The 15250-nt window shown below is 71.3% G+C and carries 1 protein-coding gene (only partly in view); it reads right to left on the bottom strand.

Translation table 11 applies throughout. From position 1 onward, the window contains the following. Window positions 1-44: 44 nt before the first annotated feature. Window positions 45-15250: the 3' end of a non-ribosomal peptide synthetase gene (locus tag AMD30_RS07040; RefSeq protein WP_055475150.1), read on the bottom strand. Its footprint extends 25024 nt past the window's final position; only the last 15206 of its 40230 coding nucleotides appear in the window; its start codon lies off the right edge, out of view; its stop codon occupies window positions 45-47.

Raw genomic sequence — 15250 nt, 5'->3', positions numbered from 1 at the left:
CGTCTCGTCCTGCGTTCCCCATTCCCCCCGAGTGTTCTGTTCGGTCAGTCATCCCCACCGGCACCATCGCCACCGGAACCACCGTCACCGTAGCGACCGTCGTACCCACCGCGACCGTTGTACCCGACCTCGCCGTCGACGGCACCGTTCTCGCCGCTTCCCGCCTGCGTGACGGCGGCCTGCCGGGAACCGATGATGCCCGGCAGGGTGGCGCCGGTCGGCCGCGTCGCGGCGCCCGCCGACCATGCCAGTACGCGGTCGCGTTCGGCGGGCGTCACCAGGGGACACTCCCCGACCGCGGCGTCCGGCCGGGCGGTGAGCCCGTCGAGGAGCGTAACCAGGCGCTGCGCGAGCAGCTCGACGGTCCCCTCGTCGAACAGGTCCGTCGCGTACACCATCGACGCCGACCAGGACCGGTCCGGACGGGCGACCACCGCGACCGTCAGGTCGAGCTGGGCCGTCGTGACCGGCGATTCGAGCGCCGCCACCCGCAGACCCTCCGCCTCGAACACCGGGGCGGCGTTGCCCGCGTTGGTCAGCGTGAGCATGACCTGCGCGAGTGGCGAGAACGCCCTCGACCGGGTCGGGTTCAGACGTTCGACCAGTGTCTCGAACGGCACGTCGGCGTTGGTGAACGCATCGAGGTCGACGACCCTGGTGTCCTCGAGCAGTTCCGCGAAGCTCATCGCGGGGTCGACCTCGGCGCGCAGGACCAGGGTGTTGACGAACATGCCGATCAGCTGGTCGATCTCGGCGCGCCCCCGACCCGCGATGGGGGTGGCGACCGCGATGTCGTCGGTTGCGGTGACACGGGCCAGCAGCACCGACAGTCCCGCGTGCACCACCATGAACGGCGTCATCCCGCGCTCACGCGCCAGTGCCGTGATCCGCGTGGCGACCTCGTGCGGGATCTCGAAGTCCACCCGCGCCCCCCGCATCGACGCCACGGTCGGGCGAGGCCGGTCGGCGGGCAGCTCCAGCACATCGGGCACCCCGGAGAGCTGTCGCAGCCAGTACGACAGCTGCCGGCCGACCACCGACGTGGGGTCGTCGACCGCGCCGAGCTCGCGTTGCTGCCACAGCGCATAGTCGGCGAACTGGACCGGCAACGGCGGCAGCTCCGGTGTCCGGCCGGCGGCACGGTCCCGGTAGGCGGTCACCACGTCGGCCATCAGCGGCCGCATCGACTCGCCGTCACCGACGATGTGGTGCAGCACGGCGAGCAGCACCCAGGAGCCCTCACCGCGTCGCCACAGCCGGATCCGCGCCGGCACCTCGGTGGTCACGTCGAAGCCGGCGGACAGCGCGTCGAGCAGCTCTGCCTCCGTGGCGCATTCGACGAGCGTGGGCAGTGACGCCGGACCGTCGGCGTCGTGGACGACCTGCGTCGGCCGACCGTCGACGGCCGGGAACGTGGTCCGCAGGATCTCGTGCCGCGCGACGACGTCGCCGATCGCCGCGCCGAGTGCCTCGACGTCGAGCTGTCCGCCGAGTTCGACGCCGATCGGCAGGTTGTACGCCGCCGATGCCGGGTCCAGGCGGTTGATGAACCAGATCCGCTGCTGTGCGAACGACAGCGGGATCTCCGCCGGTCTCGGCTCGACCCGGGTGACCGGTGCGCGCAGACCGCCGCGATGCTCGCAGAGGGCGGCCAGTGCGCGCGGAGTCGGGGACTCGAACACGTCCCGCACGCCGATGTCGGCGTTCAGCGCGTCACCGACGCGTGCCGCCAGCCGGGTCGCCGACAGCGAGTTGCCGCCGAGGGCGAAGAAGTCACCGGTCACCGACACCGCGTCGACGCCCAGCAGGTCGGCGAAGACGGCGACGACCCGTGCCTCGGCCGCGGTCTCCGGTGCGACGAGGTCGTCGGCCTCGATGTCCGGTGCCGGCAGCGCCCGCTTGTCCAGCTTGCCGGTCGGAGTGAGCGGCAGGCCCGCCAGGACCGTGATCGTCGCCGGGATCATGTACGACGGCAGTCGTTCCGCGAGGTGGTCCCGGAGTTCGCCGGTGTCGAGAGCCGGTGTCGCGGTCCCGGCACCCGGTTCATCCGACGCCGGGACGACGTAGGCGGCCAGTGCGGTCGCGACCGATCCGCCGACCCCGAGGACCACCGCGGTCTTCACCGCCGGATGCGAGGACAGCGCGTTCTCGATCTCGCCGAGTTCGATGCGCAGGCCGCGCAGCTTCACCTGGTCGTCGGAACGTCCGAGGTACTCCAGAACCAGCTCGCCGGATGCCGAGCGCACCCACCGGACGCGGTCGCCGGTGCGGTACATGCGATCGCCGGGCTCGCCGAACGGAGACGCGACGAACCGTTCGGCGGTCAGCTGCGGGCGGCGCAGGTAGCCACGTGCCGTCGACACACCGGTGGCGTACAGCTCGCCGGCCATCCCGACGGGCACCGGGGACAGGCGCTGGTCGAGGACCAGCAGGCCGGTGCCCGCGACCGGGCCGCCGATCGTCACCGGCTCGTCCGGGTCGAGCGGTCCGCTGATGGTGATCGCCACCGACGTCTCCGTCGGCCCGTAGGCGTTGTGGAACGCGACCCGGCGCGCCCAGGTGCGGACGAGTGCGACGGAAACCGCTTCGCCACCCGAGGCGAGCATCCGCAGTGCGGGCAGATCGTCGGGGTCGACGGTCGCCAGCACGCTCGGTGTCAGGAACACGTGCGTCAGCTCGTGCTCGCGGAGGAAACCGGTCAGCACTTCACCGCCGACGACCTCGTCCGGGCGGTAGACCAGCGTCGAACCCGAGGTCGAGGCGAGCAGCCATTCCAGCACCGAGGCGTCGAAACTCGGTGAGGCATAACCGAGTACACGCGAACCCGGGTGAATGCCGAACCGCTGCGTCTCGGCGACCGCGAAGGCGTGCGCACCGCGCTGGGTGACCGCGACCCCCTTGGGGACACCGGTCGACCCGGAGGTGTAGATGACGTAGGCGAGCGCATCGAGGCGTGGGGTCCCCACCATCTCACCGGGCGCGAGCGGACCGCCCTCGATGTCGCGGACGGCCTCGGCGAGAGCGGAGATCTCGATCCACTCGACGTCACCGGGGGCGGCGGTGCCCTGTTCCGGAGCTCCCTGTCCAGAGGCGATCACCAGGCGCACACCGGAATCGGTGACCATGTGGGCGATGCGGTCGGCGGGCAGCGTCGGATCGACGGACAGGTATGCCGCACCCAGCTTCGCCAGCGCCCACTGCCCCACCAGGCGGTCGACGGTGCGACCGAGCGCCAGTCCCACGACCGTGTCCACACCGATCCCGCGACCGATCATCCACCGCGCGAGTCGATTCGAGTGCTCATCGAGTTCGGCGTAGGTGAGGGACGCGCCGCTGCCGTCGGTGACCGCGACGATGTCCGCGTGCTCGGCCGCGACGTCGGCGAACACCTCGCCGAGCAGTCGCGGTCGCGGCGCGGCCGGACCGTTCACCGGCGCGAGTTCGGCCGCGGCCGCGGCGTCGAGCAGTGCGATCGCCGAGGTCGGCAGATCCGCATCGTCGACGGTCGTCCGCAGGATCTCGCGCAGCGCCGCACCGAAGACGCGCACCTGGTCGTCGCTGAAGGCCGACGGCAGGTACTTGAGCTTCAACAGCAGGCGGTCGCCGGACGGCGAGGAGGCCAGGTTGAGCGGGTAATGCGTCGAGTCGCCCGCGTCCACGCCGACGATCTGCAGTCCGCCGGCCAGCGACGTGTCCGCCGTGGACAGCGAGTCGGAGTCCACCGGGAACGACTCGAACACGGTCAGCGTGTCGAAGAGGGCCCCGATCCCGGCCAGCGCGGTGAGGTCGGCGAGGCCGACGTGCTGATGGTCGAGGACCGCGACCTTGTCGGCCTGCATCGCGGCGAGTACGTCGCCGATCGGGGCGGCCGGGTCGACGTCGACGACGCTCGGGACCGTGTTGATGAACAGGCCGACCATGCCCTCGACGCCGTCGAGGTCCGACGGCCGTCCCGACACGGTCTCGCCGAAGGCGACCACCTGGTTGCCGGTCATCCGCGACAGCAGTACCGCCCAGGCGAACTGGAGGATCGTGCTGACGGTGACGCCGCGTTCGCGGGCGAGCCGGTTGATCGCCGCCGTCGTGCCGGCGTCGATCCACTCCTCGTGGTCACGCGGCAGCGAGGTGGTCGTGGCCTCCTCGACCCCGGACACCAGCGTCGGTTCCTCCAGCGGTGCGAGGACGTCGCGCCAGGCGGCGAGACCCGCGGCCGGGTCGGCGGCGGCGAGACGACGGACATGGTCACCGAAGTCGGTGTCGGCGGCGATGGTTGCGGTGTACGGGCCGACCCCGGCGTACAGCGCGAGCAGGTCGGCGAGAACCAACGGACCGGACCAGCCGTCGAGCAGGATGTGGTGGTTGGTCACGATCAGGCTCAGCGTCGTGTCGGACCCGGCGCCGTGCTCGACACTCACGAACCGCACGAGCGGCGGCTCCTCGAGATCGAACGGCGTGATCCGTTCGGCGTCGGCGATCTCGCGTACCCGTCGCGCGGCCTCGTCACCGTCACACCCGGGGTCCAGGGAGACCTCGGACCACGGGAGGTCGACGCGCGGCGGCACGACGGCCACCAGGGCGCCGCCCGCCGTGCGCAGATATCCGCTGCGCAGCACGCGATGATGTGCGACGAGTTCCTCTGCCGCCGAACGCAATCGCGCCCGGTCGACGTCCCCGCCGAGATGCAGCACCGCCTGGGTGACATAGACGTCCACACCCGCGGCACCGTCGTCGGCTCCCACCGCGTCCCGGACCGCCATCTGCGACTGGAAGTACAGACCGGCCTGCAGCGGGGTGAGCGGCCAGACGTCCGCGCCCGGGAACCGCACCGCGAGTGCGTCGAGCTCGGTCTGGGTGACGGGCGTACCCGGTACATCCGACGGTGACCGGCCCGGGTCGCCGACGACGGCGACGTGCTGCGCGAGCGCGGTGAGCTCGTCGGCCCACAACTCGGCGAGCACGGTGATGTCGTCGGTCCCGAACAGTGCCGACGGGAACGTGAAGTTGGCCGTGAGGCGCCGGGCATCGCCGTCGCTTCGCGTACCGACGTTGACGCTCAACGGGTTCAGCGCGATCATCGCGCCGGACACCGACGGCGGCATCCCCGGTACGCCCGGCGCACCGGTGAACGGGATGACGTCGTGCGCGGGTTCGGCGGCGGGGCGTCCGGCACGGCCGGCGCCGAAGAAGTTGAACCCGATGCTCGGCAGCGGACGCTGCGCGAGCTCGGTGTCCGCGCCGTAGCGCAGCACACCGAAACCGAGACCGCCGTCGGGCTGCCCGAGGCGTTCCTCCTTGGCCGACTTCACCGCGTGGGTGACGTCGGTGGACGGATCGACGGCGACCGGGGCGATGGTGGTGAACCAGCCGACCGTGCGGGACAGGTCGACCGCGCGTTCGCCGTCGGGGGTGACGATCTCGTCCTTGCGACCATGTCCCTCGACCAGCACCGTGACGGGTGCGACGTCGGCGATGCCGCGCGCGGCCTGCCACGCCCGGACCGCACGTGCGAACGTACCGAGCAGGACGTCGTTGACGTTGCCGCGGAACGCTTCCGGCACCGAGGTCAGCGCCGCCTCGGTCACCTCCGCGTCGAATGCGTGGACCACCGACACCTCGGTGGCGAACCGGTCCCGCGACGGGTCGAAGGTGGCCCCGAGATCGGTGGGCCGAGCCGGGAGCCGGTCGAGCCAGTACGCCAGCTCGGCGGACCGCCGGTCGGTCTGCGCGGCGACCGCGTGGGCCCACGCCCGCTCCGACGTCGCCTCGGCACGCAGGGCGATCGGCTGCCCCGCCGACCGCTGCGCCCATCCGGTCACCAGGTCCTCGACGAGAATCGGCCAGGACACCGCGTCGACACCGAGGTGGTGGATCGCCAGGACGATCCGGCCGACGCCGTCGACGTCGGTGACGATGCCCGCCGCGACGAGCGCACCGGTCGACGGATCGAGGTGTGCCAGCGCCTCGGCATGCGCGGCACGCAGATCGGCGTCGTGGCCGGGACTACCCACCGGTGCGGCCGAGGACTCGGCGAACACATACGGCGCGATGCGACCATCTGGGGTCTCGTCCGAGCCGGCGACCAGCCGCGGGCGATCGCCGTCACGGGTGAGACGCGCGGACAGCATCGGGTGCACCGCGACGAGCTCGGACAGCAACTCCGACAACGCGTCCACGGTGAGACCCGCCGGTGCGTGGAGCACCCGGTACTGCGAGAAGTCCGCGTAGTCGGCGGGATCCGCCGAATGCTCGATCATCCACGACATCACCGGCAGCAGCGGCAGGTCGCCGTGCCCACCGCCGGCGGGTTCGTCGAGCGCCGGCAGGCGATGTGCCTCCCCGGCCACGATCCGGGCCATCGCCCGGATGGTGCGCTGCTCGAAGATGTCTCGTGGCGTGAGCGTGAACCCGGCGGCGCGAACCGCCGAGGCGAGCTGGATCGACATGATCGAGTCGCCGCCGAGCGCGAAGAACGACTGGGTGACCGAGACGCGTTCCAGCCCGAGCAGGCCGGACACGATGGTCGCCAGGGTCTCCTCGGTCGCGTTGGCCGGTGCGACATAGTCGGCATCGAGCCCCGCGAAGTCGGGTGCGGGCAGGGCACGGCGGTCGAGCTTGCCCGCGCTGTTCAGGACCACGTCGTCGATCGGCATCCACAGTGTCGGACGCATGTACTCCGGAAGTGCCTGCGCCACCGCGTCTCGCAGGACCTCGAGGTCCACGGTCGACGGCGCGACATAGGCGACCAGATGCTGTCCGCCACCCGGTGCGTCGGCCACCGTCACCGCGGCGTGCACGACGCCGGGGGCGGCCGCGACGACGGACTCGATCTCGCCGAGTTCGATGCGCTGGCCGCGCAGCTTCACCTGGAAGTCGGTGCGGCCCAGGTACTCGATCTCCCCGTCGGTGTTCCACCGCACGAGGTCGCCGGTTCGGTAGAGCCGTGAGCCGGGCCGGCCGAACGGGTCGGCCACGAAGCGCTCGGCGGACAGTCCCGGTTGCGCGGCGTACCCGCGTGCCACCTGGTCGCCACCGAGATACAGCTCGCCCGGGACTCCCGTCGGGACGGGGTTCAGTCGCGCGTCGAGCACATGCGTGGTCGTGTTCCACACCGGCACGCCGATCGGCACGATCGACGGTGCCCGGGTCACGTCGGCGTAGGCAACCTCGACCGCCGCCTCGGTGGGACCGAACAGGTTCACGATCCGGACGTGTGGCAGCAGCTGGTGCGCGCGGGCCACCACCGCCGGTGGAAGCGCCTCACCGGAGGCGAAGAGCCACCGGAGGGTCCCCAGGCGGGAGATCGTCTCGGCCGGCACGACATCGAGGAACACCGACAGCATCGACGGGACGAAGTGCACCGAGGTGGCACCGCTGCGGGCGATCAGGTCGGCGATGTAGAGCGGGTCGGCGTGACCGCCCGGTTCGGCGATCACCATCGTGGCCCCGGTCAGCAACGGCGCGAACAGCTCCGGCACCGAGACGTCGAACGTGTAGGGCGTCTTCTGGATGATCCGGTCGCCCACGGTCCAGGGGTACTCGTCGAGTCCCCACCACAGCCGGTTGGCCACGGCGGCGTGGCTGACGGTCACGCCCTTCGGCCGCCCGGTCGAACCGGAGGTGAAGAGGGTGTACAGCGCATCGTCGCCGCGGATCGGCCGGACGCGTTCGGCGTCGGTGACCGGCGGCGTCGCCGGATCCACCGCACGCCCGGAATCGACGGTGACACGCCGGATCCCGTCGTCGAGGCCGGACAGGTCGGCCGCCACGGGACGCGGTCCGACGAGGAGGACCCGCACGCCCGCGGTCTCGACCATGTAGCGCACGCGGTCACCCGGAGCCGAGGTGTCGATGGGCACGTACCGGCCGCCCGCCGCGGTCACCGCGTGGACGGCGACCACCATCTCCACGGAGCGATCGATGCAGACCGCCACCGCGACATCGGGTCCCACGCCCAGCCCGAGGAGTTCGCGGGCGAGATCGGCGACCCGGGCGCCGAATTCGCGGTAGGTGAGCTCACGGTCGGCGAAGGTCAGCGCGATCGAGTCGAGCGACCGCGCCCCGCGAAACGAGAGCGCATCGGCCACCGATCCCGCCGGTATGGCGGTCTCCGTACCCCGTGACCTCCGGAGTATCTCCTCGACCTCGGCGGGTTCGAGGAGTGCGGCGTCGGCCACCGGATCGTCGGTGTGCGCGGTGAGTTGGTCGAGCAACCCGACGAACCTGCGCGCCAGCTGGGCGACGGTGTCCTCGTCGAAGAGGTCCCGTGCGAACACCAGCGACAGCGGCCAGTCCCCGTCGCCGTCCGGAACGGACACACCGATCGTCAGGTCCAGTTTCGCCGGCGGGTCGGCCGGTGGCATCGGTTCGATCTCGAGACCCGCGACCGAGGCCGGCGCGGTGTCCGCACCCATCTCGGGCAGCGCCGTCTGGCCGAACGTGAGCATCACCTGGGCCAGCGGGGCGAACGCCTCGGACCGGACCGGGTTGAGCCTCTCGACGAGCATCTCGAAGGCCACGTCGGCGTGGGCGAAGGCTTCCAGGTCGGTGTCGCGCGCCTGCTCCAACAGCTCGGCGAACGACATCGACGGGTCCACCCGGGCCCGCAGGACGAGGGTGTTGACGAACATGCCCACGAGCGGGTCGAGGACACGCTGACCGCGTCCGGCCACCGGGGTGGCGATCGCCACGTCCTCGCCGGCCGACAGACGCGCGAGCAGCACGGCCAGTGCCGCGTGCACGACGATGAACGGGGTCGCGTCGACCTCGCGTGCGAGTTCGCGGACGCGCTCCCCGATCTCGGCCGGGATCGCGGCACCGACGCGGCCTCCGCGCTGCGAGGCCTGCAGCGGCCGCGGCCGGTCGAACGGCAGGTTCAGCACCTCGGGGAGATCGGCGAGTCTGTCTGTCCAGTAGGCCAACTGGGACCCGACGACCGAGCTCGGATCGGTCCCGTCGCCGAGCACCTCGTGCTGCCAGAGGGCGTAGTCCGCGAACTGGACCTCGAGGGGCTCGAAGTCGGGTTCGGTTCCCGACACCCGGGCGTCGTAGGCGGCGAGGACGTCGACGAGCAACGGATTCATCGACTCGCCGTCGGCGGCGATGTGGTGGACGACGACCGCGACCACGGCACGCTCGGCATCGACGTGCCAGACCCGCACGCGGATCGGCCAGTCGGTGGCGACGTCGAACCCGGACATGACGGCGGTCTCGAGTCCGCGCTGATCTCCGGCGATGCCCCAGTCCAGGCGGTCGGCGATCTGGTCGGCCGGATGGACCAGCTGATGGGCGACCCCGTCGACGGACGGGAAGGTGGTCCGCAGGACCTCGTGCCGTCCGACGACGTCGACGATCGCGCGGCGCAGCGCCTCGGTGTCGAGAGTGCCCCGCACCTGCAACACGAACGGGATGTTGTACGTGGGCAACGACGGATCGAACTGGTTGATGAACCACATCCGCTGCTGGGCGAAGGACAGCGGTACGAGTTCCGGACGGTCCGGGCGGGCGACGACCGGCGGCAGTGCCTCGGCGTGTCCGGACACCTCGGCCACCAGCGCACGCACCGTCGGCGCCTCGAACAGGTCGCGCACCGAGGTCTCGACGCCGAGCACCTCGCCCACCCGGGCGGCGACGCGGGTCGCCGACAGCGAGTTGCCACCGAGGTCGAAGAACGACTCGGTGACGCTGACCTGCTCGATCCCCAGGACATCGGCGAACACCGCGGCGACCGCGGCTTCCTCGTCGGTCTCCGGTGCGACGATCTCGCCGACCTCGATGACCGGGTCGGGCAGCGCCGCCTTGTCGAGCTTGCCGACCGGGGTGAGCGGGAGCTCGTCGAGCACCGCGACCGAGGCCGGCACCATGTGCGCCGGGAGTCGTTCGCCGACAAATGCTCTCAGCTCCGCCGGATCGACCTCGGGTCCGGCCGGTGTCCGGGCCCCGACCACGTAGGCCGCCAGCGCGGTCGCGACCGAACCGCCGACACCGACGACCACGGCCGAGCGGACCGCCGGGTGCTCGGCGAGCACCGCCTCGATCTCACCGAGTTCGATGCGCAGACCGCGCAACTTCACCTGGTCGTCGCTACGGCCGGAGTATTCGATGACCGGCGCGCCGGTGGAGTCCTGCTTCCAGCGGACGATGTCGCCGGTGCGGTACATCCGGTCGCCGGGGTGACCGTGCGGGTTCGCCACGAACCGATCGGCGGTCAGACCGGGGCGGTCGAGGTATCCGCGCGACAAGGCGCCGCCGTTGACGTACAGCTCGCCCGTCACACCGACGGGCACCGGACGCAACTGCGCGTCGAGCACCATCAGGCCCACGCCGGCGAGCGGGCCGCCGAGCGAGACCGGCTCCCCCACGGCCATCGGCGCACTGATGGTGACGCCGATCGTGGTCTCGGTCGGGCCGTACAGGTTCTGGATGCGCCGGAACGGCGCCCAGCTGTCCTTCAACGTCTGCGGCACGGCCTCGCCACCGGCGTAGACGACCCGGAGCGCCGGGACCGCCTGCGGTTCGATGGTCGCGAGCACCGTCGGCGTCAGGAACGTGTGGGTGATCGCCTGCCGCATCATGAGGTCCTGCAGCGGCGGACCGCCGACGGCGTCGGCGGGACGATAGATCAGCACGCCGCCCGAGACGGTCGCGAGCAGGTACTCGAGCACCGACGCGTCGAAGCTGGGCGAGGCGAATCCGAGCACCCGTGAGTACTCGTCGGCACCCGAGCGGCGGATCTCCTCGGCGGCGAAGTTCGCCAGACCCGAATGCGTCACGGCGACACCCTTGGGGCGCCCGGTGGAGCCGGAGGTGTAGATGACGTAGGCGACGTTGTCCACCCGCACCGGTGCACGACGATCCGATGAGGTGATCGGCGCGTCGGAGAGCGCCGCGATCTCGGCGGACAGCGTCGCATCGTCAAGACGGAGCCACGAGAAGCGTTCGCCGGGAAGCGTTCCCGACGCCTGAACGGCCAGTCCCAGGATCGCGCCCGAGTCCTCGACCATGTTCGCCACCCGCTCGGCGGGGTAGTCCGGGTCGATCGGCACATAGCCACCACCGGTCTTGGCCACCGCCCAGATCGCGGTGAGCAGATCGGCGGACCGGCCGATCGCCAGCGCGACCAGCTTCTCCGGGCCGATGCCCTGACCGATCAGCCAGCGCGCCAAGCGGTTCGACCGCGCGTCGAGGTCCGCGTAGGACAACCAGACGTTGTCGGCGTCGACGACGGCCTGGCGGGGTCCCCACTTCGCGGCGGCCCGGGCGAACAGTTCGCCCAGGACGACCGGCTCGGTTCCCGGTCCCCCGGTCACGACCGCGTCGGAGTCGGCGATCGACACCGTCTCCCGTTGCGGCTCGGATTGCGCTGCCGCGCGGGCCAGTTCGGCCGGCGACACGGTGTCACCGAGCGCGATCTTGGCCAGCGGGGCCTCCAGGTCGGTCAGCGCTCCGTCCAGCAGGGCGGTGAGCTGATCGGCCATCCGCGACACCGTCGACTCGTCGAACAGGTCGGCCGCATAGGTGATGGTGCCCGACCAGTCCGTGCCCGACCCCTCCGGCTGGGAGATCCCGACGAGCAGGTCGACGCGTGCCGGGATCCGCTCGGTGGTCACCGGACTCACCTGCAGGCCGGCGATCTCGCCCACCGACAGATCGGAACCGGCGAGTTCGGGCAGGGTGGATCGGTCGAAGGTCAACCACACCTGGGTGAACGGCGCGAACGCGGCGGAGCGTTGCGCGCCGGCGGCGTCGGCGACCACCTCGAAGGGGACGTCGGCGTTGGCGAAGGCCTCGAGGTCGGCGTCCCTGGCCGCCTCGAGCAGGTCGGCGAAACCGCGGGCCCGGTCGACCCGGGTCCGCAGCACGAGCGTGTTGACGAACATGCCGATCAGCGGATCCAGGACGCGCTGACCACGACCCGCGATCGGGGTACCGATCGCGATGTCCTCGGTCGCCGACAGCCGCGAGAGCAGTGCGGCGAGGGCCGCGTGCACGACCATGAACGGTGTCGTGCCGGTCTCCTGCGCGACGCCCGCGATCCGGTCACCGACGGCGGCCGGCACGGCGAACGACACGCGACCACCGCGCCGGCCGGCACGTGCCGGGCGCGGCCGGTCGGTCGGCAGCTCGATCACGTCGGGCAGCCCGGCCAGACGATCGGTCCAGTAGGCGAGCTGGCGGCCGACGACGGAGTCCGGGTCGTCCGGCGAGCCGAGCACCTCGTGCTGCCAGATCGCGAAGTCGGCGAACTGGACCTCCAGCTCCCCGAACTCGGGATCGGTGTCGGCCGACTCGGCGAGATAGGCCGTGACCACATCGGTCACCAGCGGCGTCATCGACTGACCGTCCGAGGCGATGTGGTGGGTGATGACGGCGAAGACGTGCTCGTCCGGGGCCACCTCCCAGATCCGTGCGCGGATGGGCCACTCGGTGGAGACGTCGAAGCCCGCGGACACCGCGGCCTCGATCTCCGCCTGCGAGGACACCTCCTGCCAGTCGAGACGTGCGGCGACCGACGATGCCCGGTTGATCTTCTGGTACGGCATGCCGTCGGCCGACGGGAACGTGGTCCGCAGCGACTCATGCCGGGAGACCACGTCGATCAGCGCGGCGTGCAGCGCCTCGGTGTCGAGTGCCCCGGACAGTCGCAGCACGACCGGGAGGTTGTACGCCGACGAGGTGGTGTCGGCCTGGTTGACGAACCACATCCGCTGCTGGGCGAATGCCAGCGGCACCCGCTCCGGCCGCGGTGCGACGGGGACGATCGGTGCTCGCGCCGCACCGAGATCGGTGCTGGCACGGAGCAGTTCGCGGACGCTCGGGGCGTTGAACAGGTCGCGCACCGCGATCTCGGCACCCGTGACCTCGCCGACTCGTGCCACGAGTCGCATCGCCGCCAGCGAGTTGCCGCCGAGATCGAAGAACGAGTCGGTCACGCTGACGCGGTCCACCCCGAGGATGTCGGCGAAGACCTCCGCCACCGCGGCCTCCGACTCGTCGGCCGGCGCGACGTACTCGCCCGCGGTGAACACCGGTTCGGGCAGCGCGCGGCGATCGATCTTGCCCGCCGTGTTGAGTGCGATGTCCTCCACGGGCATCCACACCGTCGGCCGCATGTATCCCGGGAGCGACTCGGCGACAACCGCCTTCACCGCATCGAGGTCGATGCTCTCACCCGGCGCGCCGGCGAGGTAGCCGACGAGGTGTTCGCCACCACCGGGCACGGTCGCCACGGTGGCCGCGGCGTGCACGACGCCCGGTGCGGAGGCGATGACCGCCTCGATCTCGCCGAGCTCGATGCGCTGGCTACGCAACTTCACCTGGAAGTCGGTGCGGCCCAGGTACTCCAGGACGCCATCGGGGCGGCGGCGCACCAGGTCGCCCGTGCGGTACAGGCGAGTGCCGGGCTCACCATAGGGATCGGCGACGAACCGCTCCGCGGTCAGATCCGGGCGCGCGGCGTAGCCGCGGGCCAGCTGCACACCGCCGAGGTAGAGCTCCCCGGGCACGCCGGGCGGCACCCGCCGCAACCGCGAATCCAGCACCACGGCAGACGAATTCCAGACCGGGATGCCGATGGGCACGGTCGGGTCGTCGGCGGCGACGGAGTGGATGCGCTCGAAGGTAATCTCCACCGCGGCCTCGGTCGGGCCGTACAGGTTGAAGAACCAGGCGTCGGGCCACAACTCGCGCACCGGCGCCGCGACCGCGGGCGGCAACGCCTCACCGGTGGTGGACACGATGCGGATGGTGTCGAGTGCGGCGAGCTGCTCGCGGTCGACGACCTCGAGGAAGACCGAGAGCATCGACGGCACGAAGTGCACCATCGTCGTACCGGTGCGGGCGATCTCGTCGGCGACCTGCCGCGGGTTGAGATGGCCGCCGTCGGCGAGGACGACGACGCGCGCGCCGATCGCCAACGGCGCGAACAGTTCCGGCACCGAACAGTCGAAGGTGTACGGCGTCTTCTGCATCACGACGTCGTCCGGGCCGATCGGCAGGGCGTCCAGACCCCACCACAGTCGGTTCAGCACGGCCGCATGCGACAGCGTCACGCCCTTCGGACGTCCGGTGGACCCCGAGGTGAACAGTGTGTAGGCGGCGTCGTCGGCGCGCAGTGGCGCGAGACGGTCGTCGTCGGACACCGGGGACGCGGCCGCCGAATCGACGTCCAGGAGCGCCGAGGCATCGACGGTCATGACCTGCACACCGACCTCGGTCGCGGCGCCCACCGCGTTCCGGACCCCGTCCGCGTCGGCGACCAGCAGCACCTTGGCACCGGCGGTCTCGTACATGTACCGCACGCGATCGGCGGGTGCGGCCACGTCGACGGGGACGTACTGTCCACCGGCCGCGACGACCGCGTGGATCGCGACCATCATCTCCACCGAACGCGGGACACACAGGGCCACAGCGACATCGGGGCCGACTCCGGCGGCGATCAGATCGCGGGCGAGCGTGTTGACCCGGGCGGCGAACTCGGCGTAGGAGACCTCGCGGTCGCCGAAGACGAGCGCGGTGGCCTCGGGGGTGCGCCGCGCCTGTGCCGCGACGGCGTCACTGACCGTCTGCACGGGTGGCAGGTCCACCCGCTCGCCCCATTCCGCGGACTCGGTGGTGGCCGTCGTCTCGGCCGCGACGAACGGCGCATCGCCCACCGCCTTGTCGGGCGCCGAGGTCAGCGCGTCGAGCAGGCGGATGAAGCGTTCGCCGAATTCCAGCATCGTCGGCTCGTCGAACAGATCTGTCGCGTAGTCGAGGTTGACCGGCCAGGTCTCCCCGGCGGGCCGGGAGGAGACCGTGATCCAGAGGTCGATCTGTGAGGAGACCATCACGTCCGCATACGGGGTCACCGTGATCCCCGCCGCGTCGCCGAGCGCCTCGGCGGCGGTTGCCGACGGACTGAACGAGAACATGACCTGAGCGAGCGGGGCGAAGGCCTCCGAGCGCACGGGACTGAGCCGGTCGACCACCGTCTCGAAGGGGACGTCGGCGTTGGCGAACGCGTTCAGGTCGACGTCGCGAACCGCCGACAGGAGCTGCTCGAACGGCTGCGCGCCGTCGATCAGGGTGCGCAGCACCAGCGTGTTCACGAACATGCCGACCAGCGGGTCGAGCTCGGCCTGGCCGCGCCCGGCGATCGGTGTGCTGACGACGATGTCGTCGGTGGCCGACAGTCGTGCCAGCAGGACCGCCACCCCGGCGTGGAGCACCATGAACGGCGTGACGTCGGCGCCACGTGCCACCTCGGTGATCC

The sequence above is a fragment of the Gordonia sp. HS-NH1 genome (assembly GCF_001418765.1).
GTDB lineage: Bacteria > Actinomycetota > Actinomycetes > Mycobacteriales > Mycobacteriaceae > Gordonia.
Note: the sequence above shows the minus strand (reverse complement) of the source record. Positions and strands in the feature narration are given on the sequence as shown.